Source organism: Arthrobacter endolithicus (assembly GCF_026627425.1).
GTDB lineage: Bacteria > Actinomycetota > Actinomycetes > Actinomycetales > Micrococcaceae > Arthrobacter_M.
This window is the reverse complement of record NZ_JAPNLH010000003.1, coordinates 153,826-169,417: the sequence shown is the minus strand read 5'-3', so window position 1 is coordinate 169,417 and position 15,592 is coordinate 153,826. Positions and strand designations below refer to the sequence as shown.

Below are 15,592 nucleotides of genomic sequence, written 5' to 3'. Positions count from 1 at the left end.
CGGCCGGGACGCGTGTGAGTGGGGCATTCTGATGTGTGGCGCAAGGCCGGTTGCCCCAAGGGGTCCGCGACCCAGTGCCCAACCAATGGGGGAGGATCCCATGCCCGCAATCGTAATCGTCGGTGCCCAGTGGGGCGACGAAGGCAAAGGCAAGGCCACCGATCTGTTGGGCGGCCGCGTTGACTACGTGGTCAAGCCAAACGGCGGCAACAACGCCGGGCACACCGTCGTCGTCGGCGGTGAGAAGTATGAGCTAAAGCTCCTTCCGGCCGGTATTCTCAGTCCAAATGCCGTACCGATCATCGGCAACGGCTGTGTGGTGAACCTCGAGGCGCTCTTTGCCGAAATCGAGGGACTGCAGGCGCGCGGCGCCGACACCTCCAAGCTCCGCATTTCGGCTAACGCCCACCTGGTGGCCCCCTACCATCAGGTATTGGACAAGGTCACCGAACGGTTCCTGGGCAAGCGTGCCATCGGCACGACGGGGCGCGGGATCGGCCCGGCGTATATGGACAAGGTGGCCCGGCTGGGTATTCGAGTGCAGGATGTGTTCGACGAGTCGATCCTGCGGCAGAAGGTGGAGGGCTCGCTGCAGCAGAAAAATGAATTGCTGGTCAAGGTCTACAACCGCCGTGCGATCAGCATCGACGAGACGGTGGAGTACTTCCTGGGCTTCGCCGAACGGCTGCGGCCGCTGATTATCGACTCGGAACACGTCCTCAATCAGGCGCTTGACGACGGCAAGGTCGTTTTGATGGAGGGAGGCCAGGCCACCTTTTTGGACGTGGACCATGGCACGTATCCCTTTGTGACGTCCTCCAATCCGACGTCCGGGGGCGCCTGTGTCGGCTCGGGCATCGGACCGACCAGAATCAACCGTGCGGTGGGCATTATCAAGGCCTACACCACACGGGTAGGTGCGGGGCCGTTCCCCACGGAGCTGTTCGACCAAATGGGTGAGTATCTGCAGAAGACCGGCGGGGAATTCGGCGTCAATACCGGGCGACCGCGCCGCTGCGGCTGGTACGACGCGGTGCTGGCGCGGTATGCCTCCCGGGTGAACGGCTTCACCGACTACTTCGTTACCAAACTGGACGTACTCACCGGGATAGCCCAGATCCCGGTCTGCGTGGCCTACGACATCGACGGCGTGCGTTTCGATGAGATGCCCATGACACAGACGGATTTCCACCACGCTAAGCCCGTCTTTGAATATTTTGACGGCTGGACCGAGGACATTACCGGGGCCCGGACCATGGCGGATCTGCCGGAAAACGCACAACGCTATGTCCGGGCCCTGGAATCCATTTCAGGCACGAGGTTTTCCGCCATTGGCGTCGGCCCGGACCGGGACCAGACCATCGTGATTCACGATTTGATCAACGCCTGACGCGAAAATATACGTACCCGGCGCGGAAGAGCTGGAAGCGGCTACGCTGGAACTGACGGCAACGAGCACGGGAGTGGCGATGAAAGTCAGCGTAGGGCAATTCACCCCAGGCGGGGACGTCGAGGGTAACCTCCGTGCCATGCGCCGGCTCGCAACGTCGGCGCGGGAAGGGGAATCGTCGCTGATCGTCTTTCCGGAAGAATCGATGTTTTCCATAGGCCGGGTGGATGGAGATTTCACGGCCGCCGTGGCTGCGCACTGGAGTTCCTTTGTGCAGGGACTCTCGCGCATCGCCAGCGAGGTCGGCATCGCAATCATCGCCGGTGGTTACGAATCCAGCGGTGAAAAGCGCCCCTTCAATACCCTGATTGCCATCGACCATGACGGCCGGATACTGACTACTTACCGCAAACTGCACCTCTATGACGCGTTCTCGTATCAGGAATCGCTGCGGATTAAACCGGGCGACGGCGGCATTAAGGTAGTCTCTATCGGCGCCCTGCGCGTGGGGATGATGACGTGCTACGACCTCCGCTTCCCCGAGTTGTCGCGTGCCCTGGCGGTCCAGGGTGCCGAGCTGATTACGGTATCGGCAGCCTGGTTCAAGGGCGAACATAAGATCGACCATTGGGAGACTTTACTTAAGGCCCGCGCGATCGAGAATACGTGTGCGGTGGCGGCCGCCGGTACCTCCAGCGACCACTGCGTCGGCCATTCGGCCATTCTGGATCCGATGGGGGTTCCGCAGACCTTCCTCAATGATGAGGCGGAAGGCGTGGTCACGGCCGAGGTCAGCCGAAAGCGTATCGATGAGGTCCGGGAATTCCTGCCCGTCCTGCAGAACCGCCGGTCTGCACAGGACTATCAGGTTATTGACGTGTCCCGAACCGGTAGCTAGTGTCGGGAATACGGGAGGAACCAATGAATGATGATGAGATTGTCGAGGGTCTGGCGCCGCTGGTGCCGATCGGACTTGAGGACATTCCGCTGGACGGTGACTGGCTGGAGCCCCCGTTCAACAACGATGAAATGGGCCGGGCCGTCATTTTCAATGATGGGGATTTCCAGTTCGTGGCGGTCAACCGCAGCACCGGCGAGGTCTCTTGCGTCTGCGAGGATGACGAGTGCCTGATGGCGTCCTCGCTGGCTCAGCTGGTGGATATTGCCACCGTCTGGGGGGCGATCGACCGCGACTCCCTGGGCCCGGAAGATGACGATGCCGATTTCGCCAAGGTTGCCGTTGACTTTGAACAGCGGCTTAAGAAAATAGATCCCGCCGCGGCCCGGCCCAATGAATTCTGGTCCCTGTACGCCGAAGAACTCAGCAACAGTAATTAGCCGCATGCTGCCCGTCAACGATCCGCAGGTCATTGCCGATGTGCTGTCCACGCCCGCCCGATGGGCCATCGTCGGGCTGTCCAACAACCCGAAACGCGCCGCTCTGGGCGTGTCGCTGATGCTGCAGAAGTCATTAGGCATGGACATTATCCCCGTGTCGCTGAAAGGCGAAGATGTGCACGGGGCGACCGGATACAAGCGGCTGGCCGACGTCCCGGGACCAATCGATGTGGTGGACTGTTTCGTGAATTCCCAGCGGATCGGGGCAGTCGTGGACGAGGCCATTGCCATCGGTGCCAAAGCGGTGTGGCTTCAGCTCGGAGTTATTGATGCGGCGGCTGCCCAGCGCGCGGCGGCGGCAGGTCTGCGGGTGGTGATGGACCGTTGCCCGGCCATCGAAGCGCCGAAACTGGGAATCGGCCGCTGAATCCTTCGGGGAATCGCACCGTAACGGACTGCCCACGCCCGTCTGCTAATATGCAGAGTGTAGTAGTCCTCTTACAGCAAGGACAGCAGTGCCCCGTCGTTTCAAGTCGTTCCCACCCCTGGGTCGGCGGATAGGGATCGCTCTTGTCGCCGTCGTACTCTGTGCGCTGGTGCTGACAGGCCTGTGGGCCTCCGGGAGAGTGGGGCAGAGAGTCCCGGACGCAACGGCGAGCACGGCAACCGCTGCCGCCGGAAAAGGACCTGGAACGGGGTCATCGCCGTTTCCGTCCGGTGCCGCCGCATCGAACCTGGCCGTTGTCACGCCGTCGGCCGTTCCTTTCCCTGCGGACCCGCCGCTCGTGCCGGACCATGCTCTGCCGCCTGTCACCGATGGCATGGTGCCGGTGCTGACCAAGGTGCCGACCGAACAAAAGGTTGTTTTCCTGACCATCGACGACGGTGCCACCAAGTTGCCGCAGGACCTGAAAATTCTCCAGGACAACGGGATCAAGGCGACCCTGTTCCTGGCCCAGACCTTTGTCAGCGGCAACCCGGCGTTCTTCACCGATTTTGTTGCCGCCGGCAGTGTTGTGGAGGACCACTCGGTCAGCCACTCCCTGAACATGATCCAGCTCCCCTACGCTGCGCAGAAGGCCGAGATCTGCCAGATGGCCGACTATGTCCAGCAACACTACGGCCGCCGCCCGGTCTTCTTTCGCCCGCCTGGTGGACCCTACACTAACGCCACCCGTAAAGCAGCTGCGGACTGCGGCATGAAGGCCATCATTGACTGGGAAGCCAAGGCCAACGCGGGCAAGATGGATTATCAGTACGGTGCTTCGCTGCGGGCCGGAGACATAGTATTGATGCACTTCCGGCCCGAATTCGCCGCGGACATGCAGGCATTTTTGTCGGCTCAGAAGGCTGCCGGGCTCAAAGTGGTTCTCCTGGAGGACTACCTGAAAACCGACTGATCGCGGGAGGGGCCCGGTATACACTCCAGCTGTGGATATAAAACAGCTCCGGGAAGCGTGTCTGGACCTCCCCTGTGCCGTCGAGGAGTTTCCGTTCGGGCCGGAGACCGCCGTGTTCAAGGTCAGGCCGGCGATCAGCGGGACGTTTCGGCACGAGGCAAAGATGTTTGCGCTGAGCAGCTTTGCTGCGAGTCCGTTGTCGGTCAGCCTGAAATGCGATCCGGAATTGGCTCTTGCGCTGCGGTCCGCGCATCCGGAAATCACCGGGGCCTACCATCTGAACAAGACCCATTGGAACGCAGTGCGCTGCGACGGAGAGCTGGAGGACACCATGGTTAAGGACATGATTGAAGATTCCTACGATCTGGTGGTGGCGACTCTGGCCCGGGCGCAGCGTGAAACCCTTAGCTGGCGGCGAATCATCGACGCGGGAGCAGCCCAATGAGGCACCCGGGGCACGGGGAACTGACCTACCCGGAGCATGGGCTGACCGGGATTTTCGCCCGCGGGCTGTCCGGGCAGGACCACGGCAACGGGGCTGACCCCACAGGCCGGGATTCCGTCACTGCACCCGGATACCGTTGGGTGCACAAGAGCATTGTTGTCGGAAGCGGGCGCGCCGTCTACGAACGCCTTGCCGAAGGCATACTCAGTTGGGAAATCCAGCGCGGCGCCGGGCTGGCTGTGCGCGGCCCAGACCGCGCCGTCCCCGGTGCGCGAGTGATCAGTGGATTCGGGCTCGGCGATCTGCGCCTGCCGGTGCCGTGCCAGGTGGTCTGGGCGCAGGAGCCTGTTGCCACTGTTGATCCGGACGAACAATGCGGACCGGCACGGGGGGAGATGGCCGGGTTCGGCTACGGAACTCTCCCCGGGCATCCAGCCAGCGGGGAAGAGGCTTTTATCGCCCGTTTTGGCGAGGACGGCGCAGTCCGGTTTGACGTGCTTGCCTTCAGCAAGCCAGCTGGCCTGATCTTCCGTCTTGCCGCTCCGGTCACCACGCTGTCCCAACGGTTGATCACGCAGCGCTATCTGCACGCTGCACGTCGCATCGCCGCTGGCGGATCCCCCTGATCGTCGGGGGAGTAGATGACCCCTGCGCGGCAGATCTCAAAATGACTGTGCCGCAGCGCTTGAGTTTCACGGGTTATCCGAAAAAGCGCTGCGGCACAGTTACCGGGGGAGAAATCAGCCGAAGTAGCGCGGTAGCGTTCCCTCGTGGGCTTCGCGCAGCTCGTCCAGCGAGAGCTCAAACTGTCCCTGGACATTCAAGGACCCGGATTCCGCGTCCACAATGCCGATCCGGACCGCAGGGAAGGCGCGCGCGGTGCACATGTCGGTGAAGCGGATTTCCTCTGACCTCGGAACGGCGACGACGGCCCGGGCCTGCGATTCGGAGAACAGCAGGGTGAAAGCGTCCACACCGTCGCGCTCGCAGACCGCGGCCAGGCTGACCCGTGCGCCGACGTTAAAGCGTAGGGATGACTCCACCAGCACTGCCGCTAGACCCCCTTCGGAGAGATCGTGGGCCGAATCCACCATGCCGTCCCGGGAGGCGTTGACCAGGATCTCGCCCAATTGACGCTCCAGCGCCAGATCCGCCCTGGGCGGCTGACCGCCCAGATGGCCGCGCAGATTGGCCCACTCGGAGCCGTCCAACTCGTCCGCCGTGGTGCCCAGCAGGTAGATTGCCTGGCCGTCCTCAACCCAGCCCGACGGCGTACGGCGGGCAACGTCGTCGAACACGCCCAGGACGCCGACCACGGGAGTCGGATGGATCGCCACGCCGCCGGTCTGGTTGTACAGCGAAACGTTGCCGCCGGTGACAGGGACGCCCAGCTCGCGGCAGCCGTCGGAAAGACCGCGGACGGATTCGGCGAACTGCCACATGACCTCGGGATCCTCCGGCGAGCCAAAGTTCAGGCAATCGGTGACGGCGAGCGGCCGGGCGCCGGAGGTGGCGACGTTGCGGTAGGACTCCGCCAGCGCCAACCGTGCGCCCTCATACGGGTTCAGGTACGAGTAGCGGCCGTTGGCATCCGTGGAAATGGACACCCCCAGCCCGGTTGACTCGTCAACGCGGACTACGCCAGCGTCGTCGGGCATCGCCAGCGCCGTGTTGCCCTGCACATACCGGTCGTACTGGTCGGTGACCCAGTCCTTTGAACACATGTTCGGGGACGCCATCAGTTCGACGACGGCGGCAGCCAAGGCTGCGCCGTCGGCCGGCCGGTGGGCAGCGGCAGGGGAGGCGGTAAACGAATCCGCCTGCACGCCGTCCAGCCACTGTGGGCGATGGAACGGCCGGTCGTACACGGGTCCTTCGTGGGCTACGGTACGCGGATCCACGTCCACGATCTTCTCGCCATCCCACTCGATGATCAGCCGCCCGGTGTCCGTGACCTCGCCCAGCCAAGAGTATTCCACCGCCCATTTGTCCATAATCGCCTCAAAGGCAGCAACGTTCTCCGGCGTGACCACGGCCATCATGCGTTCCTGCGACTCGGACATCAGGATTTCACCCGGTGTCAGGCTCGGGTCGCGGAGCAGTACCTTGGTCAGTTCGACGTTCATACCGCCGTCGCCATTGGACGCCAGCTCAGAGGTGGCACAGGAGATGCCGGCAGCGCCAAGATCCTGGATGCCCTCCACCACGGAGGCCTTGAACAGTTCCAGGCAGCACTCAATAAGCACCTTCTCCGCGAACGGATCGCCCACCTGCACCGCGGGGCGCTTGGACGGTTTGCTGGAATCGAAGGATTCGCTGGCCAGCACCGATGCGCCGCCGATGCCGTCTCCACCGGTGCGGGCGCCGAAGAGCACCACCTTGTTGCCGACTCCGGAGGCATTGGCCAGCCGGATGTCCTCGTGCCGCATCACGCCTACGGCCAGCGCATTCACCAGCGGGTTGCCCTGGTACACCGCGTCAAAAACCACCTCGCCGCCGATGTTCGGAAGGCCCAGGCAATTGCCGTAGCCGCCGATCCCGGAAACGATGCCGTGCACCAAACGCGCCGTATCCGGGTGGTCGATCGCACCGAAGCGCAACGGATCCATCACTGCAACAGGGCGTGCGCCCATCGAAATAATGTCCCGGACAATGCCGCCCACACCGGTCGCCGCGCCCTGGTAGGGCTCCACGAAGGAGGGGTGGTTGTGTGATTCGACCTTGAACGTCACCGCCCAGCCGTCCCCGATATCCACCACGCCTGCATTCTCGCCAATGCCCACCAGCAGATGTTCCTTCATCTCATCGGTGACCTTGTCGCCGAACTGGCGCAGGTGGTTTTTGGAGGACTTATAGGAGCAGTGCTCGCTCCACATCACCGAGTACATGGCCAGTTCCGCGGCAGTGGGGCGGCGGCCCAGGATCTTTACGACCTCGTTGTATTCGTTCTCCTTCAGGCCCAGCTCCGCCCACGGAAGCGGCGTCTCCGGCGTGCGGGCAGCATGGTCGACCGTGTCGATGTTGAACTTCCTGGTCTCCACAGTTTGGTGTTCCCCGCTCATTTTGTGCCTCCAACAAGCTTGCTAAGAACCGAGGTGAAAAATCCCAGACCATCCGTGCCCGAACTGCGCCCACTGGCGGACTCCGGGCCGTAGCCGGCCTCCACCGCGTGCTCCGGGTGCGGCATCAGGCCGACGACGTTGCCGGTGGCATTGCTGATACCGGCAATGTCGCGCCGCGAACCATTAGGATTCAGGCCGACATAGCGGAACACGACACGCCCCTCCGCTTCGAGGGCATCCAGCGTCTTCTCGTCGGCAATGTACTGGCCGTCCTGGTTCTTCAACGGGACGGTGATTTCCTGTCCAGCCGCATAGTCGGAGGTCCACCACGTGCTGTTGTTTTCCACCCGCAGCTTCTGGTCGCGGCAAATGAACTTCAGGTGATCGTTCTTGAGCATGGAACCGGGGAGCAGATGCGATTCGGTGAGGATCTGGAAGCCATTGCAGATGCCGAGCACCGGCAGCAGGTTGGCCGCGGATGCTGAGCCGGCGGCCCGGACAATCTCCTGCATGAGTGGGGCAAAACGCGATATGGCGCCCGCCCGCAGGTAGTCGCCGTAGGAAAAACCGCCGGGGATAATCACGGCATCCACGCCGCGCAATGCTTCAGCACCGGTGTCGGCATGCCAGAGTTCGACGGCGGTTCCGCCGGCAATTCGTACGGCGCGCGCCGCGTCGCGGTCATCGAGCGAGCCGGGGAATGTGACCACGCCAATGCGGGCACCCGCGAGAAGGGAGTTGGCGGCCTCGCCGCCTGCCGTGTCAGGCAAGGCAGAGCCAAGGAGAGGAGTTTCGGTCATGGTCAGTCCGCCACAACTTCGACGTTGACCACGTCTTCGATCACGGGGTTGGAGAGCATTTTCTCCGCCGCCTCGCGGGCCTGCTGCAAAATCTCCGGCGTCACGTCGCCATCGACGGTCAGTTCAAAGCGCTTGCCCTGCCGCACGGAACTAAAACCCGTAAAGCCCAGCCGGGGAAGCGCGGCCACGATGGCCTTCCCCTGCGGGTCGAGAATCTCGGGCTTGGGCATGACATCGACAACGATCCTGGGCATCCGTCGAACTCCTGGGGTTAAAGAGGGGCCGCGGAAAGTGCCGTCTCACGCTGGGCGGCCGGGTCTGCCGGCCGGTAAGACAGCGCTCCGCGAGCTTGCCTGTCCATTCTACCGGGAGGTGCGCGGGAGCTGCGAACCCAAGCTCCGCCGACGCAGGTTCCCAGGCTTCCTTGCCACAACAGGCCCGCAGCGGCAGGATGCACTCATGTGGGTCGGTTGGATTGAGTTCGACGTTCTGCTCGGCGAAACGCGTTCGCTCAAGCAAAAACGCTCCGTGGTGCGCCCGTTGGTGAGCGAGCTCCGCCATCGCTTTGAGCTCTCAGCAGCCGAAACGGGAAGCCAGGACCTGTTACGCCGGGCACAAATCGGCGTTGCCGTGGTAGCCGCAGACGGTGGCCACGTAGTGGAGGTGCTTGATGCCGCCGAACGGCTGGTTGCGGCCCATCCGGAAGTGGAGTTGCTCAGCGCACGCCGCCGGCTCGCCAGCGGCGCCGACGAGTGAAACATTTCTGCATCGCTTGAAACGTGACTGGGACCACACTATGGTGGTAGGACGTTCTATGTAGCACGTGTAATCAATCCGTCCACGAGAGGTCTCCGCCAATGCAGCTGCCAATTAGTGTTCTGTCTTTGAGGAAACAAGTGAGGAAACCCGACAGAAGGAACCTCCGATGGCGGCGGGCGGGTAAAGCTGCCGCGGCGGGCATGGCTGCCGCGGCCCTGATCGCCTCGGTGGCGGTGCCGGCCAGCGCTGCACTGAACCCCTTTCCGGCGAATGGCACCACCCCGACGTCTCCGCCGGGCAGCTACACCGAGCAGGTGCTGGCCAGCAACGGCGACAATGCCATCGATCCGGTCTTAGGGCGGTATTACCGCATTGTCGCCATGGCTGATCTCGGAAACGGCGTCCTGCTGGCCGCCTACGACGGACGGCCCGACGGCGCTGATGCCCCGTCCGCCAACTCGATCGTGCAGCGGCGCAGCACCGACAACGGCGCCAGTTGGGGCGCTCCGACCTACATTGCCCGCGGACAGGAAAGCTCCGCCGGGTCGCAGCGCTACGGTTTCAGCGACCCGAGCTACGTGGTGGACAAGACGACCGGCACCGTCTTTAACTTCCACGTGTATTCCAAAAATCAGGGCTTCGGCGGCAGTGTCATCGGCAACGATGATACGAACGTCAATGTGATCAGCAGCGAGGTATCGGTCTCAACCGACGGTGGAGTGAGCTGGTCAACGGACCCGGCCAATCAGCCGGCCCTGCCGACGCCGTCAACCTACTCGAGGGGCTCCAAATACGCTGACTTCGCCGGACCGTTGATTACCAACGTCGTCAAGCCCAACGGCGCGGCCGTTGGCGGTGTCCAAAATGTCGGCGGCGTTGTCAGCATGTTCGCCAGCTCCGGCGAGGGCATCCAGCTAAAATACGGAGCCCACGCGGGGCGGCTGATCCAGCAGTTTGCCGGAAAAATCATCCAGCCCAACGGCAGCACCACGCTCCAGGCCTACAGTGTCTATTCCGATGACCATGGCAGGAGCTGGCAGATGGGTACGCCGACCGGCACCGGGATGGATGAAAACAAAGCCGTCGAGCTCTCCAACGGAAACGTCATGCTGAACTCGCGTGACAGCGCCGGCGGTCACGGCCGCAAAACCGCCATCTCAACGGACGGCGGCGCCAGCTACGGTGCGGTCAGCAATAACGCGTCGCTGATCGACCCGACCAACAACGCGGGCCTCACGCGGATGTACCCCGCGGCTCCCGCCGGCTCGGCGGATGCGAAGAAGCTGCTGTTTTCCAACGCCGCCAGTACGTCCAGCCGCAGCAACGGCACGGTCCGATATTCCTGCGACGATGGCGCCAGCTGGAGCAGCGCACGCCAATTCAAGTCCGGCGCAATGTCCTATTCCACCATCACCGCCCTAAGCGACGGAACCTTCGGCGTGCTTTATGAGGGCGACAGCAACACCATCACGTTCGGCAAATTCGACCAGACCTGGCTTGCTCCGCTGTGCGCCAGCGTCACGGCAGCTCCCGCTTCGGTGCCCAATGGCGCAAGCACAACGCTCAATTTCAGCATTAGCAACAAGGACTCCCAACCGCTCCCGGCCAGTACGCTCTCGCTGCAGGACGCCGTGGACTGGACCTCGGACGCGGTCCACGTCCCCGCCGTCCCGGGCGGCGCCACGGTGACGATCCAGCTGCCGGTGACGTCGCCGTCGTACCTGAAAGCCGGCAACCAAACGCTGACCGGCGTGCTCGACACCGGAACCGGCAAAATCCAGACGGCGGCGATCGTGACCATCACCGGCGGTGCCACCGCCAACGTCACGGGAGCCTACGTATACGGTCAGCGTAAAGATGCCGGCCGCGACCTGGCAGCCAGCCCCTACACGCCCGGCGATGCCGTGCCGTACAAATTCAGGATCTACAGCGCCGGAAACATCACCGAATCGGTCCGCCCGATTTCCGGGAACTTCGCGCCGTTCATACCGGCCGACGGCGGCGGAAACTGCCGCTTCGGCGCCCTCGCCGTGGGTGCGTCCTACGTGTGCTCCACACCCAAGCACACGGTGACTGCAACCGAAGCAGCGCAGGGTTACTTCGTGCCGACGTCCAGCTGGGTCACCGGCGCGGACAACAACTCGGTAGACCATACCTTGGCCGTCACCGGAGAAGAAGTGGACCTACTGGTCCGTAATCCCCGGCTCACCGGCACCGTGAGCGTCCGCTGGACCGCGAAGACGCCGGGCTGGCCCTATGCCGCAGTCGGAGACACCATCGACTACAGCTATACGGTGACCAATACCGGCAACGTGGCCCTGAGTAACCTGGCCGCCAGCGGAATCAGCTTCTCCCAGTCCGCTCTTGGCGTCGGAGAATCCGCCACCGCCACGAGCAGCTACGCAGTGACGGCTGCGGACATTGCGGCCGGGCACGTAGCCGGAGTTTCGGTGGGAGTAAGTGCCGAAAACGGTGCCAAATCAGCGGCATTGCAGCTAACGGGGCAACCAACGCTCCTGGTGGTCCAGCCAGCTAAGCCCGGCTTTACGCCCGAGTTGTCTGTGCAGAAGCTGAAGGGAACGGCGCCGGTTGACTTGGGGCTTGGGACGGACAAATACCGTACGGGTCAGACGGTGACGGTCCACAATGCCGGCTTCGGCCAGTGGTACTACGTCTACCTGAACAAGCACAGCACCCCGATCGGCTGGTACTTTCCGAACCAGCAAAACAGCTTTGACTTTGTGCTGCCGGCCGATGCCAAGAACGGCATGGACGATCTGGTAGTACTGGATTCGGCTGGACATCAGCTGTCCTTCGGGGCCTTCCAGGTGACGCCTTCCGGGAGCAAATAGAGGTAGTTAGGGCCCAGCAGCCGGGCAGCGAGGGCCGCCGTCGGTTTAACCCCGACGGCGGCCCTCGCCGGGTTAAAGCCGCGGTGCGGATTCAGCCCAGTGGCACAAGCGCGTCCAGCAGCCTTGTCCTTAGCTGCGCGGAGCGGCTGCTGAAATGCCGCTGCTGGGCGACGTACTCAGATTTTCCTGCGGCGGTTTCGATGGTGATCGGCGGGTAGCCCCAGTCGGAAAGGTCATACGGCGAGGCCATCATGTCCATCGCGCGGATCTGCCACGATAATTCGAAACAATCCATGACGAGTTCGCTGGATAGCGCCGGACCCAGTTTGTAGGCCCACTTGTAGAGATCCATATTGGCGTGCAGGCATCCCGGTTGCTCCAGATCCCGCTGGTTCTCCCGCGTCGGTTCCAGCTCATTGAGCGGCGCCGCCTGCGGAGTGTAAAAACGGTAGGCATCAAAATGCGTGCAGCGGATCCTGCTCTTCTCCACCACCTCATCCGTTCCTGCCGGACCCAGCCGCAAGGAGAGATAGTCATGGCGCACCTGGTTACTCTGCTGCCGATAGACCATGGCCCACTCGTGCAGTCCGAAACATCCGAACTGGGCCGGCCGGGCGGCGGTGCGCTGCAGAATGATCCGGGTGAAGTCAAGTACCTCCCGGCGTCCGGTGCAAAAGGACTGGGCGTCAAAAACTACGCCCGGACAACCGTCCGGCAGCCCGACAGCCCGGCGTTCGACGTCGTCGGCCATCCGGTAGTGCTTCCACGCCAGCCTGTCCTGGGCCTGCTGACCTGCCAGCACAACCCCGGCACCGGGATGCCAGCGGCGAAGCTGCCCGGGTTTGTGCGAGTAGTACGTAAAGAGAAAATCTTCCACCGGATGTTTCAAGCCGGCCGAGCGGCGCTGAAGATAGGGATCCGCATACCGGGCGACCCGCTGTTCGTGGGCCTGCTGCCGTTGCATCCACTGCTCGGGCTGCAGTGCGCTCAGGGCAACCTCGGGAACCGTCATGGCTCCATTGTCTCAGCCGTCGGCGGATGGCCACCAAGTCCTGACGGGGACAAAGTTGCCGAGGTCATTGAGGTCATAGCAGCATGCAGGGCTTGGACGTCGCCCCTGCTCAGTCCGAGCCGGGCGGCCATCGTTGCGGGTATCGAAAGTGCACGTTGGCGCAGGGCAATGCCGGAAGGGGTCAGCCCGATGGCAAGAGCGCGTTCGTCGTTTTGGGCCCGGGCACGGCTGACCAAGCCTGCGGATTCCAGCCGTTTCAGCAGCGGTGACAAGGTGGCCGGCTCCAGCAGCAAGGCCGCGCTGATGTCCTTGACTGTTTGCGGGCTGTCCTCCCAGAGGGCGAGCATTACCAGGTACTGCGGGTGGGTCAGGCCCAACGGTGCCAGCACGGGTTTGTAGGCGCCGACCACGCTCCGCGAGGCGACACTCAAAGCGAAACAAAGCTGCCGCTCCAGCCGAAGGTCGTCCCCTGTCTCTTCCATCAATCTCTCTCCTCCTGCGGGCATTAGTTAGTGCACTAACTATCACGATACTATTAGCTCCTGAACAGCGACTGCACGAACAAGGGGAGTACATGCCGGAGAAAAGTTTCGTGGAAAAATTCATGCGGGCTACCGGTAAGCTACGGATGATTTTTGGACCCGCTTCGAGCAGTTCGCTTACTCATGAAATGACTGAGGAGAACAAACAGCTGCTGCACCGCCAGGAACTCCAAGCCCAGCAGCGGACTACGGTTCGCCGCCCCGACGGCAGCACCTATCTGGTGCCCAAGGATGCCGAAGACCAGTCACTGCGCTGACCCAGCGGGTGCACGCTCACCAAGCAGGTACCGAACCGGTGATACCGGCCCATTGAGTCCTTTCGGGCGTAAGCTGGGAACTGTTGGGCATCACCTTAAACGAATGAGGGAAGGGGTGTTGGCAATGACTGAGAAGCAACCCAGAATGGCGAGATTCATGAAGTTCACCGATCATCTGCAGCGGGTCTTCGGCCCTGCGGACCGGTTGGACTCTGATACGCCGGTGGTTCATCTGCACGACGATTTTGAGAAGGCTTCCGAGGAGGACCTAGCCCACTTCGAGGTTGAAACAGACTCCGAGGGACACCACTACGCGGTCCGCAAAACGCCGCCGGAGTGATCCGTGCGCTGATCCGTTCAGCGACCCGTACCACCATAGACGGTGACTTCGTCCTGACCGTCGAGGTCAAATGCCTGATGGACGGCGCGCACGGCTGTGTCCAGCAGATCCGCCCGAGTCACCACGGAGATACGGATCTCCGAGGTGGAAATCAGATCGATGTTGACGCCGGCATCGGACAGCGCCTTGAAGAACCTGTACGAGACGCCTGGGTTGGACCGCATGCCCGCGCCAATCAGTGAAAGCTTGCCAATCTGGTCGTCGTAAATCAGCGAATCGAAGCCTACGGAGTCCTGCGCGGCGCGCAACGCATCGAGGGCCTCGGCGCCTTCCACCATCGGGAGGGTGAAGGAAATATCCGTTCGGCCCGTCCCACGGGTTGAAATATTCTGCACAATCATGTCGATATTGGAATGTGCGCCGGCAATAATGCCAAAGATCTCCGCGGCCTTTCCGGGAATATCGGGTACTCCGACGACGGTGACTTTGCCCTCGGACCGGTCGTGTGCGACGCCGGAGATAATTGGCTGCTCCAAGGCAACTCCCTCTGAGATCTTGATTTTGTCGTCGGGGCTGGGCAGGACCCAGGTTCCCTCATGGTCGCTGAACGAGGACCGAACGTGAATTGGCAGCCCGAACCGCCGGGCATATTCTACACAACGCAAATGTAGGATTTTCGCTCCGGAGGCCGCCATTTCCAGCATCTCTTCACTGGAAATTCGATCGATCTTCCGGGCGCTGCTCACCACGCGGGGATCCGCGGTGTAGACGCCGTCCACATCGGTATAGATTTCACAGACGTCCGCGTCCAGCGCCGCCGCCAGTGCGACGGCCGTCGTGTCAGAACCCCCGCGTCCCATAGTGGTGATTTCGTGCGTTTGCCGGCTCATGCCCTGGAATCCGGCCACAATGGCCACGTTTCCCTTGTCTAAGGCGGTCCTAACGCGGTGCGGGTCCACATCAATAATCCGGGCCTTGCCGTGAATCCCATCCGTGATCATTCCGGCCTGGCTGCCGGTAAAGGACTGGGCCACAGCGCCTTGATCGTGGATTGCCATGGCCAGCAGGGCCATGGCAATCCGTTCGCCGGCGGTCATCAGCATGTCCAACTCCCGTGCGGGAGGGCGCCCGGCCACTTCGGAGGCCAAATCCAGCAGTTCATCAGTGGTGTCACCCATCGCTGAAACGACGACGACGACCTCGTTGCCGGCACGCTGGGTATCCACTATCCGTCGGGCCACTCGCTTGATTCCGGCGGCGTCGGCCACAGAAGATCCGCCGTACTTCTGAACTATGAGGCTCATATCTGCCTACTCATCGGCTAACCACTGACAATCTCCCGAAGGGCTCTGCTAAACACTGACTTCTTGCGACACCGAGACTCGTTGGACACGG

The 15,592-nt window shown here is 62.6% G+C and carries 17 protein-coding genes; 11 read left to right on the top strand and 6 right to left on the bottom strand.

Annotated elements, in window-relative coordinates; translation table 11 throughout:
• Positions 1-100 precede the first annotated feature (100 nt).
• The 7 genes from OS914_RS04040 to OS914_RS04010 all read left to right on the top strand — a co-directional run bounded on the left by OS914_RS04040 (position 101) and on the right by OS914_RS04010 (position 5,199).
• Positions 101-1,390, top strand: a complete 1,290-nt coding sequence (locus OS914_RS04040; RefSeq protein ID WP_267544772.1) for an adenylosuccinate synthase — start codon at positions 101-103, stop codon at positions 1,388-1,390.
• Positions 1,391-1,469: 79 nt separating this feature from the next.
• Positions 1,470-2,288, top strand: a complete 819-nt coding sequence (locus tag OS914_RS04035) for a carbon-nitrogen hydrolase family protein (protein WP_267544771.1) — start codon at positions 1,470-1,472, stop codon at positions 2,286-2,288.
• Between the two features lie 23 nt (positions 2,289-2,311).
• Positions 2,312-2,728 (top strand): SUKH-4 family immunity protein, encoded by a 417-nt coding sequence (locus tag OS914_RS04030; RefSeq protein WP_267544770.1) that lies wholly within the window; start codon positions 2,312-2,314, stop codon positions 2,726-2,728.
• 4 nt (positions 2,729-2,732) lie between these two features.
• Positions 2,733-3,155, top strand: a complete 423-nt coding sequence (locus tag OS914_RS04025; protein WP_267544769.1) for a CoA-binding protein — start codon at positions 2,733-2,735, stop codon at positions 3,153-3,155.
• An 88-nt stretch (positions 3,156-3,243) separates the two neighbouring features.
• The gene (locus OS914_RS04020) at positions 3,244-4,128 is read left to right on the top strand and encodes a polysaccharide deacetylase family protein (protein ID WP_267544768.1); all 885 of its coding nucleotides are present in this window, start codon (positions 3,244-3,246) and stop codon (positions 4,126-4,128) included.
• 31 nt (positions 4,129-4,159) lie between these two features.
• Positions 4,160-4,573 (top strand): MmcQ/YjbR family DNA-binding protein, encoded by a 414-nt coding sequence (locus OS914_RS04015; RefSeq protein ID WP_267544767.1) that lies wholly within the window; start codon positions 4,160-4,162, stop codon positions 4,571-4,573.
• Positions 4,570-5,199 (top strand): DUF1990 family protein, encoded by a 630-nt coding sequence (locus tag OS914_RS04010; RefSeq protein ID WP_267544766.1) that lies wholly within the window; start codon positions 4,570-4,572, stop codon positions 5,197-5,199. Before OS914_RS04015 ends, OS914_RS04010 begins: the two co-directional genes overlap by 4 nt.
• A 114-nt stretch (positions 5,200-5,313) precedes the next feature.
• Here OS914_RS04010 and purL read toward each other — a convergent pair whose 3' ends face one another.
• From purL to purS, 3 genes are read right to left on the bottom strand one after another with little or no spacing between them, the layout of a single operon-like run.
• Entirely contained in the window at positions 5,314-7,635 is a 2,322-nt protein-coding gene (gene purL / locus OS914_RS04005; protein ID WP_267544765.1) for a phosphoribosylformylglycinamidine synthase subunit PurL, read from the bottom strand.
• Positions 7,632-8,435 carry a phosphoribosylformylglycinamidine synthase subunit PurQ gene (gene purQ / locus OS914_RS04000; RefSeq protein ID WP_267544764.1) on the bottom strand — a complete coding sequence of 268 codons (804 nt, stop codon included), beginning with the start codon at positions 8,433-8,435 and terminating at the stop codon, positions 7,632-7,634. Before purQ ends, purL begins: the two co-directional genes overlap by 4 nt.
• A 2-nt stretch (positions 8,436-8,437) precedes the next feature.
• A complete protein-coding gene (gene purS, locus OS914_RS03995; protein WP_267544763.1) occupies positions 8,438-8,689 on the bottom strand; it encodes a phosphoribosylformylglycinamidine synthase subunit PurS in 252 nt (83 codons plus the stop codon).
• Positions 8,690-8,894: 205 nt separating this feature from the next.
• Here purS and OS914_RS03990 point away from each other — a divergent pair, with 205 nt between their 5' ends.
• Both OS914_RS03990 and OS914_RS03985 read left to right on the top strand, forming a co-directional pair.
• Complete coding sequence (locus OS914_RS03990; RefSeq protein ID WP_267544762.1) at positions 8,895-9,191, top strand: DUF503 domain-containing protein; 297 nt, start codon at positions 8,895-8,897, stop codon at positions 9,189-9,191.
• Positions 9,192-9,331: 140 nt separating this feature from the next.
• Positions 9,332-12,046 (top strand): sialidase family protein, encoded by a 2,715-nt coding sequence (locus OS914_RS03985; protein ID WP_267544761.1) that lies wholly within the window; start codon positions 9,332-9,334, stop codon positions 12,044-12,046.
• A 91-nt stretch (positions 12,047-12,137) separates the two neighbouring features.
• Here the strand turns inward: OS914_RS03985 and OS914_RS03980 are convergent, their stop codons facing one another.
• Together OS914_RS03980 and OS914_RS03975 are read right to left on the bottom strand one after the other, a co-directional pair.
• Positions 12,138-13,058, bottom strand: a complete 921-nt coding sequence (locus OS914_RS03980; RefSeq protein ID WP_267544760.1) for a 3-methyladenine DNA glycosylase — start codon at positions 13,056-13,058, stop codon at positions 12,138-12,140.
• The gene (locus OS914_RS03975) at positions 13,055-13,540 is read right to left on the bottom strand and encodes a MarR family winged helix-turn-helix transcriptional regulator (protein WP_267544759.1); all 486 of its coding nucleotides are present in this window, start codon (positions 13,538-13,540) and stop codon (positions 13,055-13,057) included. The genes OS914_RS03980 and OS914_RS03975 overlap by 4 nt, the downstream gene beginning before the upstream one ends.
• A 188-nt stretch (positions 13,541-13,728) precedes the next feature.
• On the opposite strand from OS914_RS03975, the gene OS914_RS18065 reads away from it, so the two are divergent.
• Both OS914_RS18065 and OS914_RS03965 read left to right on the top strand, forming a co-directional pair.
• A complete protein-coding gene (locus OS914_RS18065; RefSeq protein WP_324290615.1) occupies positions 13,729-13,857 on the top strand; it encodes a hypothetical protein in 129 nt (42 codons plus the stop codon).
• Positions 13,858-13,981: 124 nt separating this feature from the next.
• Entirely contained in the window at positions 13,982-14,197 is a 216-nt protein-coding gene (locus tag OS914_RS03965; protein WP_267544757.1) for a hypothetical protein, read from the top strand.
• Between the two features lie 17 nt (positions 14,198-14,214).
• Here the strand turns inward: OS914_RS03965 and OS914_RS03960 are convergent, their stop codons facing one another.
• Positions 14,215-15,501 carry an aspartate kinase gene (locus OS914_RS03960; RefSeq protein ID WP_267544756.1) on the bottom strand — a complete coding sequence of 429 codons (1,287 nt, stop codon included), beginning with the start codon at positions 15,499-15,501 and terminating at the stop codon, positions 14,215-14,217.
• Positions 15,502-15,592 lie beyond the last annotated feature (91 nt).

Coding starts and splice junctions, on each gene's coding strand:
- OS914_RS04040 (WP_267544772.1), top strand. CDS start 101: ATGCCCGCAATCGTAATCGTCGGTGCCCAGTGGGGCGACGAAGGCAAA.
- OS914_RS04035 (WP_267544771.1), top strand. CDS start 1,470: ATGAAAGTCAGCGTAGGGCAATTCACCCCAGGCGGGGACGTCGAGGGT.
- OS914_RS04030 (WP_267544770.1), top strand. CDS start 2,312: ATGAATGATGATGAGATTGTCGAGGGTCTGGCGCCGCTGGTGCCGATC.
- OS914_RS04025 (WP_267544769.1), top strand. CDS start 2,733: ATGCTGCCCGTCAACGATCCGCAGGTCATTGCCGATGTGCTGTCCACG.
- OS914_RS04010 (WP_267544766.1), top strand. CDS start 4,570: ATGAGGCACCCGGGGCACGGGGAACTGACCTACCCGGAGCATGGGCTG.
- purL (WP_267544765.1), bottom strand. CDS start 7,635: ATGAGCGGGGAACACCAAACTGTGGAGACCAGGAAGTTCAACATCGAC.
- purQ (WP_267544764.1), bottom strand. CDS start 8,435: ATGACCGAAACTCCTCTCCTTGGCTCTGCCTTGCCTGACACGGCAGGC.
- purS (WP_267544763.1), bottom strand. CDS start 8,689: ATGCCCAGGATCGTTGTCGATGTCATGCCCAAGCCCGAGATTCTCGAC.
- OS914_RS03990 (WP_267544762.1), top strand. CDS start 8,895: ATGTGGGTCGGTTGGATTGAGTTCGACGTTCTGCTCGGCGAAACGCGT.
- OS914_RS03980 (WP_267544760.1), bottom strand. CDS start 13,058: ATGACGGTTCCCGAGGTTGCCCTGAGCGCACTGCAGCCCGAGCAGTGG.
- OS914_RS03975 (WP_267544759.1), bottom strand. CDS start 13,540: ATGGAAGAGACAGGGGACGACCTTCGGCTGGAGCGGCAGCTTTGTTTC.
- OS914_RS18065 (WP_324290615.1), top strand. CDS start 13,729: ATGACTGAGGAGAACAAACAGCTGCTGCACCGCCAGGAACTCCAAGCC.
- OS914_RS03965 (WP_267544757.1), top strand. CDS start 13,982: ATGACTGAGAAGCAACCCAGAATGGCGAGATTCATGAAGTTCACCGAT.
- OS914_RS03960 (WP_267544756.1), bottom strand. CDS start 15,501: ATGAGCCTCATAGTTCAGAAGTACGGCGGATCTTCTGTGGCCGACGCC.